Annotated in this window: 18 protein-coding genes and 1 tRNA gene; all 19 read left to right on the top strand. The window is 43.2% G+C overall.

What is annotated here, in order from left to right:
• The first annotated feature begins 89 nt into the window (after positions 1-89).
• Positions 90-422, top strand: coding sequence for a zinc ribbon domain-containing protein YjdM (locus tag NWQ57_RS14410; RefSeq protein ID WP_306022860.1), 333 nt, complete (start codon positions 90-92; stop codon positions 420-422).
• Between the two features lie 399 nt (positions 423-821).
• Positions 822-1859 (top strand): dihydroorotase, encoded by a 1038-nt coding sequence (pyrC, locus tag NWQ57_RS14405; protein WP_306022859.1) that lies wholly within the window; start codon positions 822-824, stop codon positions 1857-1859.
• Between the two features lies 1 nt (position 1860).
• Positions 1861-2673 carry an ABC transporter substrate-binding protein gene (locus NWQ57_RS14400; protein ID WP_306022858.1) on the top strand — a complete coding sequence of 271 codons (813 nt, stop codon included), beginning with the start codon at positions 1861-1863 and terminating at the stop codon, positions 2671-2673.
• Positions 2674-3043: 370 nt separating this feature from the next.
• Positions 3044-4423, top strand: a complete 1380-nt coding sequence (gene dbpA / locus NWQ57_RS14395; protein WP_306022857.1) for an ATP-dependent RNA helicase DbpA — start codon at positions 3044-3046, stop codon at positions 4421-4423.
• A 31-nt stretch (positions 4424-4454) separates the two neighbouring features.
• Entirely contained in the window at positions 4455-4835 is a 381-nt protein-coding gene (locus NWQ57_RS14390) for a GFA family protein (protein ID WP_306022856.1), read from the top strand.
• A gap of 63 nt (positions 4836-4898) precedes the next feature.
• Positions 4899-5318 (top strand): MAPEG family protein, encoded by a 420-nt coding sequence (locus tag NWQ57_RS14385; protein WP_306022855.1) that lies wholly within the window; start codon positions 4899-4901, stop codon positions 5316-5318.
• Positions 5319-5320: 2 nt separating this feature from the next.
• Positions 5321-5950 (top strand): RraA family protein, encoded by a 630-nt coding sequence (locus NWQ57_RS14380; RefSeq protein WP_306022854.1) that lies wholly within the window; start codon positions 5321-5323, stop codon positions 5948-5950.
• A gap of 90 nt (positions 5951-6040) precedes the next feature.
• On the top strand, positions 6041-7882 hold the full coding sequence (locus NWQ57_RS14375) for an ABC transporter ATP-binding protein (RefSeq protein WP_306022853.1): 1842 nt from the start codon (positions 6041-6043) through the stop codon (positions 7880-7882).
• Positions 7883-8267: 385 nt separating this feature from the next.
• A complete protein-coding gene (gene rutA, locus NWQ57_RS14370; RefSeq protein ID WP_306022852.1) occupies positions 8268-9398 on the top strand; it encodes a pyrimidine utilization protein A in 1131 nt (376 codons plus the stop codon).
• Entirely contained in the window at positions 9398-10135 is a 738-nt protein-coding gene (gene rutB / locus NWQ57_RS14365; protein WP_306022851.1) for a pyrimidine utilization protein B, read from the top strand. The genes rutA and rutB overlap by 1 nt, the downstream gene beginning before the upstream one ends.
• A gap of 42 nt (positions 10136-10177) precedes the next feature.
• Positions 10178-10561, top strand: coding sequence for a pyrimidine utilization protein C (gene rutC, locus NWQ57_RS14360; RefSeq protein WP_306022850.1), 384 nt, complete (start codon positions 10178-10180; stop codon positions 10559-10561).
• A 91-nt stretch (positions 10562-10652) separates the two neighbouring features.
• On the top strand, positions 10653-11438 hold the full coding sequence (rutD, locus tag NWQ57_RS14355) for a pyrimidine utilization protein D (protein ID WP_306022849.1): 786 nt from the start codon (positions 10653-10655) through the stop codon (positions 11436-11438).
• Positions 11439-11471: 33 nt separating this feature from the next.
• Positions 11472-12062 (top strand): malonic semialdehyde reductase, encoded by a 591-nt coding sequence (locus tag NWQ57_RS14350; protein WP_306022848.1) that lies wholly within the window; start codon positions 11472-11474, stop codon positions 12060-12062.
• Between the two features lie 33 nt (positions 12063-12095).
• The gene (locus tag NWQ57_RS14345; RefSeq protein WP_306022847.1) at positions 12096-12617 is read left to right on the top strand and encodes a flavin reductase; all 522 of its coding nucleotides are present in this window, start codon (positions 12096-12098) and stop codon (positions 12615-12617) included.
• Positions 12618-12740: 123 nt separating this feature from the next.
• Positions 12741-14231 (top strand): CoA-acylating methylmalonate-semialdehyde dehydrogenase, encoded by a 1491-nt coding sequence (locus tag NWQ57_RS14340; RefSeq protein WP_306022846.1) that lies wholly within the window; start codon positions 12741-12743, stop codon positions 14229-14231.
• Between the two features lie 298 nt (positions 14232-14529).
• Positions 14530-15234 (top strand): hypothetical protein, encoded by a 705-nt coding sequence (locus NWQ57_RS14335; RefSeq protein ID WP_306022845.1) that lies wholly within the window; start codon positions 14530-14532, stop codon positions 15232-15234.
• Positions 15235-15438: 204 nt separating this feature from the next.
• A tRNA-Trp gene (locus NWQ57_RS14330) sits at positions 15439-15515 on the top strand.
• An 83-nt stretch (positions 15516-15598) separates the two neighbouring features.
• Positions 15599-15976, top strand: coding sequence for a preprotein translocase subunit SecE (gene secE, locus NWQ57_RS14325; RefSeq protein WP_306022844.1), 378 nt, complete (start codon positions 15599-15601; stop codon positions 15974-15976).
• A 3-nt stretch (positions 15977-15979) separates the two neighbouring features.
• On the top strand, positions 15980-16516 hold the full coding sequence (nusG, locus tag NWQ57_RS14320; protein ID WP_306022843.1) for a transcription termination/antitermination protein NusG: 537 nt from the start codon (positions 15980-15982) through the stop codon (positions 16514-16516).
• Positions 16517-16750: the final 234 nt, after the last annotated feature.

The raw sequence follows: 16750 nt of genomic DNA, 5'->3' as shown, positions 1-16750 counted from the left end.
CTAGTAATCCTTATAAAAAGTAGGGATAATTACCCCTTCACATGTCATTTAGTGCGAAGTGCGCTGTTATTACCGTTAAAGGAAGCTCAATGAGCGATTTACCCAATTGTCCCGCTTGCCAGTCAGAATACACTTACGAAGATGGCCTAAATTATATTTGCCCAGAATGCGCCCATGAATGGTCCATCGTTGCAATGCAGGAAGATGAAAAAGTGATTAAGGACTCAAATGGTAATACCTTGCAAGATGGTGACACCATTACCGTGATTAAAGATCTGAAAGTGAAGGGGTCTTCTTTGGTGGTCAAAGTAGGAACAAAAGTGAAAAACATCCGTTTAGTGGATGGCGATCATGATATCGACTGCAAAATTGATGGTATTGGAGCCATGAAATTAAAGTCGGAATTTGTCAAAAAAGTATAATTCACCCTTCTCGTAAAAGCTCCGGCAGGGATGTCGGGGTGAAAACTAGACTTTACCAATTCTTGGCAAAATTCGCATTGAATTTTGCAACTCCACCACCGTAACGTTAAAAAACTTTAGCTATAATCAAAAGGTTTACCTTGCAGTCTATCCGATTGCCTATAGCTTGGGTGCATATATAGACATTTTAATTCAGCCCTATTTTCTTAAGTTCAGTCTTATGCGGTGACGATTTTAACCGCAAATCTCAATCTTTTAGTTTAACCAAAAGTTCATTCTGAGCTTTTAATCGGCTAGGCAGAGCAATCCAAAAAAACAATAGTTATTTTGCACTGAAAATTACGGCATAATAGCGTGATTAAACACGCGTAATCTATCAGTTTCAGTCAAAGGGTTTCTATGCAAACATTAACGATAACAACACCAGATGATTGGCATCTTCATTTTCGTGATGGCGACATGCTCGCTGAAACGGTGCCTGCTACCGCCCGATGTTTTTCTCGTGCGATCGTAATGCCTAACCTAGTTCCACCTGTGACTACTGCTAAAATGGCACTGGAGTACCGCGACAGAATTCTGCAAGCCAGAGGTGAGTTTCAAGGCTTTGAACCTCTGATGACTTTGTACCTAACAAACCAAACCACCGCAAAAGATATTATAGAAGCGAAACAAGCTGGCATTTTGGCTGCAAAACTCTATCCTGCTGGAGCAACGACAAATTCAGATGCCGCTGTAAAAGGCATCGAAAGTTTATACTCAGTGTTTGCTGCCATGGCTGAAGTTGGCATGTTATTGCTTGTGCATGGAGAAGTGACAGACCGTCATGTTGATATCTTTGACCGTGAGCAAGTTTTTATCGACCTCTACCTGAGTAAATTGGTCAGTGATTTCCCACAATTAAAAGTGGTTTTTGAACACATTACTACCGCAGGTGCGGTGGATTTTGTGAATGAAAGCTCGGTCAATGTCGCTGCAACCATTACCCCTCAACATTTACTGCTTAATCGCAACGATATGCTTGTGGGTGGCGTACGGCCGCATAACTATTGTTTACCTGTGCTCAAACGTAGCACTCATCAACAGGCTTTACGAGAAGCCGTTGCTAGCGGCTCGTCGCGTTTCTTCTTAGGAACGGATTCTGCGCCCCATGAAAAACATCGTAAAGAATCTGCTTGTGGTTGTGCCGGTTGCTACAGTGCTTGGAGTGCGTTAGAGCTCTATGCTCAAGTCTTTGAAGAGCTTGGCGCTTTAGATAAGCTCGAAGGTTTTGCTAGTTTTTATGGCGCTGATTTTTATGGCTTACCCCGCAACACCGACACGGTCACCTTAGTAAAACAAGCGTGGCAAGTGCCTGAGTCTATTACCTTGCCGAATGAAAACCCTATCGTGCCGTTTTTTGCAGGGCAAACCATTAACTGGCAATTGCACAAAAAGTGAAATGAAGATGGTAATAGTACCTAAATTGATCTTTTTCGTATTTGTGCTGTTGTTACAAACGAAGCTTGTCCTGGCCAAACAGCCTCCATTCTGGGTCATTACCAGTTTAGAGCCACCGTTTAGTCAGCTTGATAGCCGCGGGCATTTAACCGGCCTGACTATTGATACCGTAAAAGGTATTTTGCGAGAAGCAGGCATAGAGCAAGAAATATTAGTGGCACCGTGGGAGCGAGTTTTTAAAGAAGCGCAGAGTAAATCTAATGTCTTGCTTTTTTCTATAGCGCGTTTGCCAGAACGAGAAAATGATTTTTTTTGGATAAGTCCATTAACTAACAATATTGTTGGTATTTTTAGTCTAAATGGACAGTTCGTTTCGGACATTGAACAACTTGAGGTCAATGAAAAATACGCCGTATTAGACGGTGATTATCGAATCGATGTCTTGCAGCAAGCAGGTATTAACAATATCGTAAAGTTACAAAATTGGGGGCAGGGTGTCACAGCCTTAGTCAATGGTGAAGTCAAAAACGTGTTCTTGTCGTCGATAGGAATACAGTACTTCTGTCATCAATTAAACCTTGATTGTAGCCAGGTAAAGCAAAGATTTGTTTACCGGCAGGTGACCAGTTACCTTGCCCTATCGAAAGGCTCCGATATGGAAATGGTCACTAAGTTAATCGAAGCCGCAGAGAACTATAAACGTTCAGCACAGTATAGCCAGATTACTCAGCAGTGGTTAACGCTCTATCAGCAACAAAATGGCCTACATGCACATTTAGATAAGGGCATAGTAAATTTATGGGCGAAACAGTAAAACAAAACTAAGGTGCATTATTTATGACCTTAGATTAAGTTGATGTAGATGAGTCTGCAGCACGTTTAGCTCCTGTAATTTTTAACTGAACTGTTATACTTGCGATGATAAAATCGCCACAAAGCGATAAACCTTAGCTTTAAAGATGAAGTTTGCGTGAGCATGAGGTAAGGCAATGATTACAGCCATCGCTTGAGTTGGAATAAAGTTCTACCTGAGGTCACACAAGCAAACAAAATTAAACGCCAGAGCTGGATGATGTGCAGTTCTGCACAATCCATTAGCGAAAAATAAAGCAGTTGTCTTAAATGACCATTGGTGTTTTTTGCATAGTAAGCTCAGCATCGTTATTACCTAAATAGAGAATATTTTGAATAAAGAATTTGCGTCATTAGGCCTAAAAGCAGCCCTGCTCGACAATTTAGCAACCCTTGGTTTTAGTCAAATGACGGATATCCAAGCTGTCAGTTTACCGCCAATATTGGAAGGTAAAGATGTTGTGGCTAAAGCCAAGACAGGGAGCGGAAAAACCGCTGCCTTTGGTTTGGGTTTACTTCAAAACTTGCGAGTAGAGCGTTTTCGTATCCAGTCATTAGTGCTGTGTCCCACTCGCGAGCTCGCTGAGCAAGTTGCCGAAGAAATTCGCCGACTCGCCCGCGGTATCCACAATATCAAGGTACTCACACTGTGTGGTGGGGTTCCTATGGGGCCACAAATTGGTTCGTTGGAGCACGGCGCGCATATTATTGTCGGTACGCCAGGTCGCATCATTGACCACTTGTCACGCCAACGCCTCGATCTGAGTGAAGTGAATACTCTGGTATTAGATGAAGCTGACCGTATGCTGGATATGGGATTTGAAGATGAAATGGCAGCGGTTGTACGTCATATTCCAAATGAGCGTCAAACCTTATTATTCTCAGCAACCTACCCTGAATCCATTGCGCAAATTAGTGGTCAAGTACAACGTAATCCGATTGAAGTCAGTGTTGAAGCGACTCATGATACCAGTAGTATCGAGCAGATCTTTTTTGAAGTTGATGAGCCACATCGTGTTAAAGCGGTAGCGGCATTGCTGAGTCATTATCAGCCAGAATCGGCAATTATTTTCTGTAACACTAAAATTGCCTGCCAAGAAGTGGCTGATGAACTTATTAGTTTAGGGGTTTCCGCTCTGGCGTTACATGGCGATTTAGAGCAAAAAGATCGTACTCAAGTGCTAACACGCTTTGCTAATAAAAGTGCCTCAGTGCTTATTGCTACTGATGTTGCTTCTCGAGGCTTAGACGTTAAAGAAGTTAATGCGGTCATCTCGTATCAAATTACCCCCGACCCTGAAGTCCATGTTCACCGAATTGGCCGCACCGGACGCGCTGACGCCAAAGGTTTAGCGTTGACCTTAGTTGCACCCAAAGAGATGGCCAGAGCCAATGCCATTGAAGACTATCAAGGAAGCAAAGTTAAGTGGCTTGGGATCCAATCGATTCGTTTTCACCAAAATCGTTTGATTGAGCCAGAGTTTGTGACCGTGTGTATTGATGGTGGTAAAAAAGACAAGTTACGCCCTGGCGATATTCTTGGTGCGTTGACTAAAGATGCTGACGTTCCGTTTGAAGACGTGGGCAAAATAAATGTTACGGCTACGCACACCTATGTGGCGATTAAAACCCGAAGTGTAAAACGCAGTTTAAAACAATTTAGCGAAGGCAAATTAAAAGGCCGTAAATTTAAAGCGCGTAAATTGAGTTAGCCAACTTTTAGCCACGCAAGAGGATTTGCAAATGAAGTATCGGGGCAGTTGTCATTGCAGGGCGCTTACCTTTGAAGTTGAAGCGCCGGCTGATTTAAACGTCGATGATTGTAATTGTTCAATTTGCAGCAAGTCAGGTTTTTTACATCTAATCGTACCACTAAGTAAATTCACCTTGCTTAGTGGTGCCGACAAACTCACAACTTATACTTTTAACACCGGTGTAGCCAAACATACTTTTTGCTCTGTATGTGGCGTAAAGCCTTTTTACACTCCTCGTTCTAATCCAGATGGTATCGATGTGAATGTGAACTGCTTAGATACGCAGCCTAACTCAATTAGCATCGTAAAATTTGACGGTATAAATTGGGAACAGGGCGCCCATAAGCTGGCCTATAAAAGCGTTGAATAGCCGTTACAATCAATTATTGAAGTCATTATTGAGTCGACAACTCTTCACCTAAGAGATTTAAGTATGAACGCAACGATTATTGCTTTACTAGGCTACATCACTTGGACTTTATTGCTGCTGGTGGCCTTAGCTATTTATCGTACTGATTTGGTCATGAAACGCAAAAAAGCCCCAAATGCTTTTAAGGCTGATGGCTCTGATTCGCCGCCATTTGGCCAGCGGTTAACCCGTGCTCAAGCCAATTGTGTCGAAAGTTTTGCTTTCATCGGAGGTTTGTTATTGTTTTCTTTGGCCACCAATTCCACGATGGTCACTAATGATTTCGCTTATGTTTTACTGCTAGCGCGATTTGGCCAATCAATCAGTCACTTAGTGTCTACATCAGTATTGGCGGTGCAAATACGCTTTGTTTTCTTTTTAATCCAAGTGGCGATATGTCTGTATTGGGTTGGTATGTTTGGTCTTAAATTTATAGGATTGTAGTGATGTCTGATGTCCCTTTGATACAGGATTTATTGAGTGTTTCACCTTGTGAATATGCAGAAGCTTTGCCTCGTGAACAATATATTGATCCGGCTATTCATCAGTTATGGACACCGATGCCACGAATAGCAGGCCCCGCATTTACGGTTAAATGTGGTAAAGGTGACCATTTAAGCCTGCATGCGGCTATTTATCGTGCCAAGCCAGGCGACGTGCTGGTGGTTGAAGCCGATCACGATTTTGCCTCCACCGGCGGTAATGTATGCGCAGTGGCGAAACAACGTGGTGTTGTGGCCATGATTATTGATGGATTAGTCAGAGACATTGGTGAAATTCGCGGTATTCAATTTCCAGTTTACGCACGTGGCGTAATCCCTGTCCCTGCCGCTAAAGATAAAATTTATCCTTTTAACCAACCTATTCAATGCGGCGGGGTCACTGTTTATGCAGGCGATTATATTGTTGCAGATGAAGACGGCATTGCTGTGATCCCGCAAGCGCAACTGATACAGGTTTATACCGCGGGAAAATCGCGAACTGATAAAGATGCTGCCATGGATCTAGCGCAATGGGAAAAACAACATTCGCAGAAAATTGAGGCAAAGCTTCAGGCATTAGGCTTCAACGAGTAGTTTTACAATTTCCCGCTAAAAATTTAACAACGATAGGGGCTTACGTGCGGTATCATAAGCCCACATTATTGCTGTTATTATCATGACTCTATGTTTGCATTTTTTGAACGTTTAACTAAGGCTTTTCCCACTTATACCCCGGAGCAGCCGCCCACCACCTTGTTTGCTTTTTGCCGTTATTATTCGCAAGGGATGTGGGGGGCCCTGATTGCTGTATCAATTCTAGCGGCCAGCATCGCCATGATTGAAGTCTCTATTTTTGGTTTTTTAGGCCAGCTAGTTGATTGGCTCTCTGAGCGTGATAGGGCAACCTTCTTAGAGCAAGAATTTTCTACCCTGTTATGGATGGCGGCCTTGATCCTGCTAGTGTTGCCTTGCCTTGTGATAGTGCAATCTTTGTTGACTCACCAAGCTTTGCTTGGAAATTTTCCCATGCGTATTCGCTGGCAGGCCCATCGTTATGTGATTGGTCAAAGTATGAGTTTTTTCCAAAATGAATTTGCTGGGCGTGTGGCCACCAAAGTCATGCAAACTGCCTTGGCCGTGCGAGAGGCGGTGATGAAGTCGCTAGATATATTTGTGTATGTCAGCGTGTATTTTCTTAGCATTGTGGTGTTGGTTTTTAGTGCAGATTGGCGCTTGGCAACACCTTTGGCCCTGTGGTTTGTTATTTACGTCTTTATTTTACGTAAATTGGTTCCAAAACTAAAAAAAGTATCGCAAAAGCAAGCCGACGCCCGTTCAGTGATGACAGGACGAATTGTTGATAGTTATACCAATATTGCCACGGTCAAACTTTTTGCCCACACCAGTCGCGAAGCAGACTATGCCAAACAGGGTATGGTTGATTTTTTACATAGTGTTTATCCGCAAATGCGCTTAGTGACAGTATTAAACGCTTGTGTGTGGTTCAACAATGCATTTTTAGTATTTTGTATAAGTAGTTTGTCCATTTATCTTTGGTTGCAACAGGCAATAAGCCCTGGTGATATTGCGATTGCGGTGAGTTTAAGTTTGCGACTCAACGGTATGTCACAGTGGATAATGTGGGAAGTGTCTAATCTGTTTGAGAATATCGGTACCGTGCAGGATGGCATCAACAGCTTGTCGGTTCCGGTAGCCGTAAAAGACATCGATAATGCGCCTGAACTCAAGGTAAGTGGCGGTGCTATCGAATTTAAACAAGTAAACTTTGCTTACGAAGGACCTGACCGCGCAGCAAATGCGGTATTTAACGAGCTCAACATTTCAATCAAGCCCGGCGAAAAAGTAGGCTTGGTAGGTCGTTCTGGCGCGGGTAAATCAAGTTTAGTGAATTTACTGTTGCGTTTTTACGATATCCAAAGTGGTGAGATTAAAATTGACGGGCAGAATATTGCTGAGCTCAGTCAAGAAAGTCTCAGAGCAAATATCAGTATGGTCACACAAGATACGTCCTTACTGCATCGGTCGGTGCGAGAAAACATCCTTTACGGCCGACTCGATGCCACTGAAGAAGATATGCTACGAGCAGCACGTCAGGCTGAATCTCATGAGTTCATTCAAGCGTTATCTGATGGAGAGGGGCGGGTTGGCTATGACGCTCACGTAGGCGATCGCGGTGTGAAACTTTCCGGTGGTCAGCGCCAGCGTATTGCAATAGCACGAGTTATGCTCAAAGACGCGCCTATTTTGATCCTTGATGAAGCCACATCCGCTCTTGATTCGGAAGTAGAAGCGGCTATTCAGCAGTGCCTTGATAAAATCATGGAAAATAAAACGGTGTTGGCCATTGCCCATCGTTTGTCGACCATTGCGCAAATGGACAGATTACTGATACTCGATCAAGGTCGTATTGTCGAAAGTGGCTCTCATGCCGAATTAATCGCACTAGGTGGCATCTACGCAAAACTATGGGCTCATCAGACCGGTGGTTTTATCGGCCTAGAGTAATATCATCGTCTGAGCTTACTTTGCCCCGGCAGTGAAGTAAGCTCACTTCCTTTGCACTATCCTACCCGATTTACAGTCATGCCCAATTGAGCTAAATGATTATCAAGGTATTTCAACTCATTGTTTAATACAGTGAAGTGAAACTGCGCTCTACTATGCTTTTTTTATCCGCCATGTTCTTTTGCCTAGTTGCATCATTTTTGCACAATCTGCACAACACCAATGCATTAACCTAGACCGAATGGTCTGAAATAAGTAATTTTTTAATCTAACTCATTGTTTTTAATTGACTTTCAATGTTTGGCTTAGTTTGTGCTAACTCATACTGAGAGCAAAGGGTTGTTTGCTTGTCATCAGTGGCACAAACGGTGCGCCTTGATGTGGCGTGAAAATCGATAACAAAAACAAAAGTGAGACGATTATGGACGTGGGTATATTTATTCCAATTGGCAACAACGGCTGGTTAATTTCCAGTACGTCACCACAATACAAACCAAGCTTTGATTTGAATAAAGAGATAGTGCAAAAAGCCGAGCACTACGGAATGGATTTCGCGTTGTCGATGATAAAATTGAGGGGCTTTGGTGGTAAAACCGAGTTTTGGGATTATAACCTAGAGTCTTTCACTCTGATGGCTGGTTTGGCAGCGGTCACGCAAAAAATAAAACTATATGCGACTGCTGCCACACTGGTTATGCCTCCAGCGATTATGGCTAGAATGACCACAACTATCGACTCCATCTCCCATGGTCGTTTTGGTGTTAACTTAATTACCGGCTGGCAACGTCCTGAATATTCGCAAATGGGCATGTGGCCTGGAGATGAGTTTTTCTCGAATCGCTACGAATATCTTGCTGAGTATATTCAAGTGTGTAAAGAACTTTGGACTACTGGGCGCAGTGATTTTAAAGGTGAGCATTTCAAAATGGATGATTGCCACATGCTACCTAAACCGCAAGCAGATATTCCCATTATTTGTGCCGGGCAAAGTGCCGCAGGAATGGAATTTTCCGCTCAGCATGCCAACTATAACTTCTGTTTTGGCAAAGGATTAAACACGCCAACCGCTTTTGCACCAACCGCCCAAAGATTAAAACAAGTAGCTGATAATATTGGCCGCAAGGTTGGTTCAGTTGTCTTAATTATGGTCATCGCAGATGAAACTGACGAGCTGGCGATGGCTAAATGGGAGCGTTATAAAGCGGGTAAAGATCAAGATGCCCTTGATTGGATGACAACCCAAGGCGCAGTAGATAAAAAATCCGGTAAAGACACCAATGTACGTGACATGACCGATCCTACTTCAGCAGTAAATTTAAATATGGGAACCTTAGTCGGATCCTTTGCCTCAGTGGCAGCGATGTTAGATGAAATTGATACTGTTGACGGCTGTGAAGGGGTATTACTGACGTTTGATGATTTTATTCAGGGTATGGATGACTACGGTCAAAAAATTCAACCGCTGATGAAGTCTCGTCAGCATATCATTGCGTCTAAGTGTGAGCAGGTAGCCTAATGCCGACCGTCACTGAATTTACCGTTGCGGGTTACTGCTCAGGAACTGAGGTGGGTGAGGTTATCCTTCCCGCACAGCCAGAGCCTTTAGCTTTGAAACTGAGCGAAAGCGCTTTAATCGTCGTCGATATGCAAAACGCCTATGCCTCTAAAAATGGCTATTTAGACAAAGCAGGATTTGATATTTCAAGCACAGGACCTGTGATTGAGCAAACCGCTAAAGCAATAGAAATGGCTCGTAAAGCCGGCATGCACATTGTGTTTTTTCAAAATGGCTGGGATCAACAATATAGCGAAGCGGGGGGCCCTGGTTCACCCAATTGGTATAAATCTAACGCCCTAAAGACCATGCGTAAACATCCAGAGTTAATGGGCACTTTGTTGGCAAAAGGCACATGGGATTATCAATTGGTTGATGAGTTGCAGCCACAAGAAGGTGACATTGTTATTCCTAAGACTCGGTATAGCGGCTTTTACAATACCAACTTAGACAGCATGTTGCGCAGCCGTGGCATTCGTAACTTAGTGTTTACCGGTATTGCCACCAATGTATGCGTGGAGTCCACCTTACGAGACGGATTTTTTCTGGAATACTTTGGGGTTGTGCTGGCTGATGCAACTCATCAAGCGGGTTCAAGTGCTATACAAGAGTCGTCCCTCTTTAACATAGCCACGTTTTTTGGTTGGGTCTCGACGGTAGAGGCCTTTAGCCAAACCATTAATAGCAAAATAGCGTAACTGAAGTTTATTAATACTGCGTTTTTACAATAGGGAAACAGCATGACTAAAAAATCGATTATCCCCCCAGGTACAGGCAAGCCTTTAGCGCCCTATGTCCCAGGTTCAATGGCAGATAACATCCTGTATGTTTCAGGTACATTAGCCTTTGATAAAGAAAACAACGTGGTACATGTTGGTGATGCAGAAGCGCAAACTCGTCATGTATTAGAGACGATTAAAGGAGTGGTAGAAGCTGCTGGAGGCACGATGGATGATGTTACGTTTAACACTATTATGCTGACTAACTGGGACGACTATCCAGCCTTGAATAAAGTATATGCAGAGTATTTTCCTGGTGAAAAACCTGCTCGGTATTGCATTCAGTGTGGCTTAGTTAAACCTGATGCCTTGGTAGAAATTGCCAGCATTGCACATATTGCTTAGCGTTAGGTGATGAGAGTGGACTTAACTTTCAAGTTAGTCGGGAACTTAGTCATCAGCGCATACGCTGACTTTGGGCGGCATGAGGCATGTAATGTATTTTGAACGACTACCAGCTAAAAAAGCGAGGGCAGCAACCGTTGTGTTAAGCTCAGGATTGGGGGGCTCAGCCCATTTCTGGCAAAGACAACTTGAAGCTTTGCGCACCGATTACCACGTTATTGTTTATGATCAGCTTGGTACAGGACGCAGCCCTGCAGGTTTGCCCAAGAACTATTCTATACAGCATATGAGTGACGAATTATCACAATTGCTTGATTCACTCGACATTACCCACTGCCATTTTGTTGGTCATGCGCTAGGTGGTTTAGTGGGTATGCAGCTAGCCGCAGACCGTCCAGCATTATTGCAATCTATGGTCCTGATAAATGCGTGGAGTAGCCCCAATCCTCATACCTTACGTTGCTTCAATATAAGAAAGGCGATATTAGAGAGTTGTTCTGCAGAAATTTATCTGCAGACCCAAGCCCTGCTTTTGTATCCGCCAGATTGGATCGTAAACAATATTGATTTACTGCAAAAGGAAGAACAGCTTGCTTTGAGACACTTTCCTGACAAAACAAATTTGTTAGCGCGGATCAGTGCTTTAAGTCAGTTTGATAATGAGGCACAGCTACGTGACATTCACGTTCCTACATTGGTTGTTGCCAACAAAGATGACATGTTAGTGCCTTGGCAGCGCTCCCAGTGCTTAGCAAACAAACTACCGGCGGCGACCTTAACGTTATTTGATTACGGTGGTCATGCGTCAAGCATTACCACCCCTGAAACTTTTAATTCATTATTATTGGAGCAACTAGGTCGATTTTCTGTGGCGTAAACGCAGATTATTGCACCTGATTAGATAAACATTATGACAACACCATTAGATACATCATCACTTGAACAGCTTTTTAGTGAAGCCCACACCCACGTAAGCTGGCAAGACAAAGCTATTCCTGAATCGCTAATTCATCAGCTTTACGATTTAGTTAAGCTTGGGCCTACCTCTGCAAATTGTTGTCCAGCTCGTTTTGTATTTATTACCTCCGATGAAGGCAGAGAAAAGCTAAAGCCTGCATTGTCGAGCGGTAACTTAGAAAAAACTATGACAGCGCCGTGCACCGTGATCGTGGCCTATGATGAAACATTTTACGAGCACTTACCCATGCTGTTTCCTTATGCGGATGCTAAAAGTTGGTTTACTTCTAGCCCTGAAGCGGCTTTTGAAACCGCGATGCGCAATAGTTCTTTGCAAGGTGCCTATTTGATTAGCGCGGCTAGGGCGCTTGGCTTAGATACTGGGCCGATGTCAGGTTTTGATGCTAAACGATTAAATGAACTCTTTTTTGCTGATAGCTCTTGGAAAGTAAACTTTTTAATCAACTTGGGCTACGGCGATGGTCTGAAAGTACACAAACGTTTACCCCGTCTTGAATTTGAACAATCTTGTCAGATTCTATAAACACAAACCAATAAAATAAGGAGTTCAGTCTGCATGAGCGCACTAAGTAATCTAAAAATGGACGATGCTGCCAAGTGCATATCGGCTGACACATTTCGTAATGGCATGGCGTGTTTGCCCGGCGCAGTAAATATCGTAACAACGAACTTAGGTGCTGAAAAAGCGGGATTTACTGCCACGGCAGTTTGTAGTGTTAGTGATAATCCCCCAACGTTGCTGGTGTGTTTGAACCGCAGTGCCTCAGTTCATCAACGTTTTAGCCAAGCAACAAACCTAGTGATTAATACCTTAGGTGCAGGTCAAGATGCCTTGTCTAATGTCTTTGGTGGTAAAGCGCCCATGGAAGAGCGTTTTGCTCAAGGTCAGTGGGATACCTTAGTCACGGGAGCCCCGATTTTAGCAAGCGCTGCAGTCTCATTTGACTGCAAAATAACCGCAAGACAGAGTGTCGCTACCCATGATGTATTTTTCTGCGAGGTACTTGCTATTAAACAAAATGATGAAGCAGGTGCACTTTTGTACTTCCAACGTGCTTATCATCACCTCGAAAAATAAATTGCACTGGTTATTTTAATCCACCCAAAGCCGCACGAACATTCGCTGTATTCAAAACACCCAGCTGTGTTTGTGTTAAGGCTATCTTAATTTTTTCCCAGTCATACATTGCAAGGATATTCAATGGCTATCATCGGTCACTTTATAAATGGTCAGTTAACGACACCACAAGAACGCACGCAAAATGTATACAATCCGGCAACGGGTGAAATTGCTAACAGTGTGCTATTGGCATCAAAACAAACCCTTGATCAGGCCATTACTAGCGCACAAGCGGCTTTTCCTGGTTGGCGTAATACACCGGTCATAAAGCGGGCGCGTATTATGTTTAAGTTTAAACAACTCTTAGAAGAACACGCCGAAACAATTGCACAACTAATCGGTCAAGAGCACGGTAAGATTAGTCATGATGCTGCAGGTGAAATTCAAAGGGGCATTGAAAATGTTGAATTTGCTTGTGGAGCGCCACAATTTTTAAAAGGTGAGCACAGTAAAAATGTGGGGCCTAATATTGATTCATGGAGTGAGTTTCAACCACTCGGTGTTGTGACTGGCATTACACCCTTTAATTTTCCTGCAATGGTACCACTGTGGATGTTTCCGCTGGCCATTGTATGTGGCAATACCTTCATACTAAAACCTTCTGAACGGGATCCTAGCACAGCGCTATACATTGCCCAGTTATTAAGCGAAGCAGGATTACCCAAAGGGGTATTAAATGTGGTCAATGGTGATAAAGAAGCTGTTGATTTATTGTTGACTGATTCTCGCGTCAAAGCGGTGAGTTTTGTTGGTTCAACGCCTATTGCTGAGTATATCTATTCAACGGCGAGTGCAAATGGTAAGCGTTGCCAAGCGCTTGGTGGCGCTAAGAATCACGCGATTGTCATGCCTGATGCCGACATGGATAATGCGGTTAATCAGCTATTAGGCGCTGCCTTTGGCTCTTCTGGCGAGCGCTGCATGGCGCTATCTGTAGTGGTGGCTGTTGGCCAAAAGGCCGCAGACGACTTGGTCGCCAAAATGCAGAAGGCCATGACCAATCTCAACGTTGGTGCCTTTGATAAACCGAGCAATGATTTTGGGCCCTTAATTACCGCCGAACATCGTGCCAAGGTCATCGCCTACATTACAGGTGCCGAACAGCAAGGCGCAAAAATTGTAGTAGACGGGCGGGACTTAAAAGTTAGCGGTCATGAAAACGGATTTTTTGTGGGCGCTACCCTGATAGATGGGGTCACTGCCGACATGGACAGTTATCAAGCTGAAATCTTTGGTCCTGTTCTGCAAGTAATGCGCGTTGATACAATGGAACAAGCGATGCAACTCATTGATGAACATGAATATGGCAATGGAACCTGCATCTTCACTCGAGATGGTGAGGCTGCCCGTTATTTTTCAGACCACATTCAGGTTGGTATGGTGGGTATTAATGTCCCTTTACCTGTTCCGGTGGCGTACCACAGCTTCGGAGGCTGGAAACGTTCATTATTTGGTGATTTACATGCGTATGGGCCGGATGGGGTGCGTTTTTATACGAAGCGTAAAACCATTACTCAGCGTTGGCCATCGAGTGGTATTCGTGAAGGTGTCAGCTTTACCTTTCCATCTTAATTAGCTAGCCAAAATCAAAAAAAGGACCATAAGTGTAAAACACACTATGGTCCGCCTTCTAAGAGATTGTAGTTTACTGCGAGGCCTTTTATTCTCATATATTGGTCGCCGTGTGATTAGCCTGTAAACTTAATGTGGCTGAGGTTCTATAGGCGTATATTGCTTTTTTTACCATAGCACCTACACTGACTTTGCCTTTCTATTATTAAGCCATTTCCAAAAACTTGTTTTACCCCAAAACCATCGATACCAAAAGCCGTTAATTTTGACGCACAATAATTTACATAAGGGGATAAGTTTGCAAATAGTCTTCGCAAGCCTAGTGATTTTGTGGTGCACGTCTTTTACTATTTATAGCCAAGAATTAGTCAGGCCAAAAAAAATGACGTTCTCTTACGTCAACCACCCGGTTATAGTGGCTGAATTAATACCTATCATCCAAAAAGCCTATGACAGTCTTGGTATTAAAACGGAATTTGTAGAACAGCCGTCTAACCGCAATCTCAGAGCGATTAAAAATGGACTCGTGGATGGCGACGTGGTTTTTAGCCGTCTACTGCTGAAAGACTATCCAGAATTTGTGTTGGTAGAACCCCCTTTAGTCAGCTCAGTTTTTGTCGTGTTGTGCCAACCCCATCTCACCTGCGATGCTAGCATTCTGAGAGACCCAAAAAAACTATTAGTGTCAACTGCAGCCAGTCAAAGTGGTGTAAACCGATGGTATGGTAAGCAATTAGAAATTAGCTTTTATTTGATTAATAATCTTGCCGTAATCCCACAATTAATTACGGAAAAGCGCTTTGAATACGGGGTTTACATACTAACAGAAGAGCTTATGGGGAAAGTGGATAAACTCAGTTACCGCTTTTTTGAATTATTTAGAACCGACTCATTCCATATTCTGCACCCTAAATACCAGTTTTTAAAAGACGATGTCGAACAAGCTATTAGCCAAGTGATAGCGGAATCGAACGTCGCTGATCAAGTAGATAACGATAGATAATCTTAGAGCATTCAGCGCGTTTTAACGTCCTTAGCTTGACTAAATAGCTTGATCAAGATCAGTTGTTGTATAAAGCCTTTTAATCAGTATAATACGCGTCCCGCCTTGATAGTGATTCAGAATTTTTCCTAAAAAAATCTAAAATTACCCAAGGCTGATGTAACTAAAATGTAGGCTTTCTCTTTAGGAAGGCAACGAGATTTTAGGGGCGTAGTTCCAATTGGTAGAACAGCGGTCTCCAAAACCGATGGTTGGGGGTTCGAATCCCTCCGCCCCTGCCACTTTAGGCAATATGTGACAGACTTTAAGCGTTCAGAAAACGGCTTATGAGTCCAACTAAATAGAATGAGAATTAGGGTCTAGCATGAGCGAAAACACAGAAAATAACTCCAACCCATTAGACGTAGTCAAATGGTTGGTAGCCTTAGGTATATTGGGCGGTATTGTTGCAGCCAACCATCTGTTCGCAGAAGAGTCAGTTGTAATCCGTGCTTCGATTGCTGTAATTGCTGTCGCTGTTGCGCTTTTTATCGCAGCGACTACAACCAAAGGTAGTGCATTTATTACGTTTGCTAAAGATGCTCGAATTGAAGTGCGCAAAGTGGTTTGGCCAACACGCCAAGAAACAACTCAAACAACCATCATTGTGCTTATTGCAACGGCTGTCATGTCTCTTTTGCTATATCTGCTGGATATGGTGATTGTTGAGTTGGTCTCATTAATAACTGGTTTGGGAATATAAACGATGTCAGACAAAAAATGGTACGTCGTACAAGCCTTTTCTGGCTACGAAGGTAGAGTTCAAAAAACCTTACTTGAACACATTAAAATGAACGCGATGGAAGACTACTTTGGCGATATTTTAGTTCCGACTGAGGAAGTGGTAGAAATGCGCTCTGGTCAACAACGTAAGAGCGAACGCAAATTTTTCCCTGGTTATGTCTTGGTACAAATGGATATGAATGAAGATTCATGGCATTTAGTGAAAAGTATCCCTCGTGTATTAGGTTTTATTGGTGGCACATCGGATCGTCCCGCGCCCATTACAACCAAAGAAGCAAATGCCATTCTTAATCGTTTAGAAGAGTCACATGACAAGCCTAAACCTAAAACCATGTTTGAACCTGGTGAAGTGGTTCGTGTTACTGAAGGCCCGTTTGCTGACTTTAATGGCGTAGTTGAAGTAGTCGATTATGAAAAAAGCCGCCTGAAAGTATCAGTATTGATTTTTGGTCGCTCGACACCTGTAGAATTAGAGTTTGGTCAAGTAGAAAAAGGCTAATTCCTTCAACCTCATCGGTTTATAATCTATAAAAGATGCCTTTATGGCATCTTTTTATTTTCAGCAACAGAAGAACGAATCTCGTTGCTAAAATAAGATGGTTGTTGGCACTTAGTACGCGGCGTCATTATCAATAAACCGCACAAGCATAAAAGTATAAAAAGTCAACAATAGCACTTGTGTTGCCCTTGGGCTTCATCTATAATTTGCGCCCTTTTTATGGAACGGGAAGCC

The sequence above is a fragment of the Paraglaciecola sp. genome, from assembly GCF_030730205.1.
Classification (GTDB): domain Bacteria; phylum Pseudomonadota; class Gammaproteobacteria; order Enterobacterales; family Alteromonadaceae; genus Paraglaciecola.
Note: the sequence above shows the minus strand (reverse complement) of the source record. Positions and strands in the feature narration are given on the sequence as shown.

Coding starts and splice junctions, on each gene's coding strand:
- NWQ57_RS14410 (WP_306022860.1), top strand. CDS start 90: ATGAGCGATTTACCCAATTGTCCCGCTTGCCAGTCAGAATACACTTAC.
- pyrC (WP_306022859.1), top strand. CDS start 822: ATGCAAACATTAACGATAACAACACCAGATGATTGGCATCTTCATTTT.
- NWQ57_RS14400 (WP_306022858.1), top strand. CDS start 1,861: ATGAAGATGGTAATAGTACCTAAATTGATCTTTTTCGTATTTGTGCTG.
- NWQ57_RS14390 (WP_306022856.1), top strand. CDS start 4,455: ATGAAGTATCGGGGCAGTTGTCATTGCAGGGCGCTTACCTTTGAAGTT.
- NWQ57_RS14385 (WP_306022855.1), top strand. CDS start 4,899: ATGAACGCAACGATTATTGCTTTACTAGGCTACATCACTTGGACTTTA.
- NWQ57_RS14380 (WP_306022854.1), top strand. CDS start 5,321: ATGTCTGATGTCCCTTTGATACAGGATTTATTGAGTGTTTCACCTTGT.
- NWQ57_RS14375 (WP_306022853.1), top strand. CDS start 6,041: ATGTTTGCATTTTTTGAACGTTTAACTAAGGCTTTTCCCACTTATACC.
- rutB (WP_306022851.1), top strand. CDS start 9,398: ATGCCGACCGTCACTGAATTTACCGTTGCGGGTTACTGCTCAGGAACT.
- rutC (WP_306022850.1), top strand. CDS start 10,178: ATGACTAAAAAATCGATTATCCCCCCAGGTACAGGCAAGCCTTTAGCG.
- rutD (WP_306022849.1), top strand. CDS start 10,653: ATGTATTTTGAACGACTACCAGCTAAAAAAGCGAGGGCAGCAACCGTT.
- NWQ57_RS14350 (WP_306022848.1), top strand. CDS start 11,472: ATGACAACACCATTAGATACATCATCACTTGAACAGCTTTTTAGTGAA.
- NWQ57_RS14345 (WP_306022847.1), top strand. CDS start 12,096: ATGAGCGCACTAAGTAATCTAAAAATGGACGATGCTGCCAAGTGCATA.
- NWQ57_RS14340 (WP_306022846.1), top strand. CDS start 12,741: ATGGCTATCATCGGTCACTTTATAAATGGTCAGTTAACGACACCACAA.
- secE (WP_306022844.1), top strand. CDS start 15,599: ATGAGCGAAAACACAGAAAATAACTCCAACCCATTAGACGTAGTCAAA.
- nusG (WP_306022843.1), top strand. CDS start 15,980: ATGTCAGACAAAAAATGGTACGTCGTACAAGCCTTTTCTGGCTACGAA.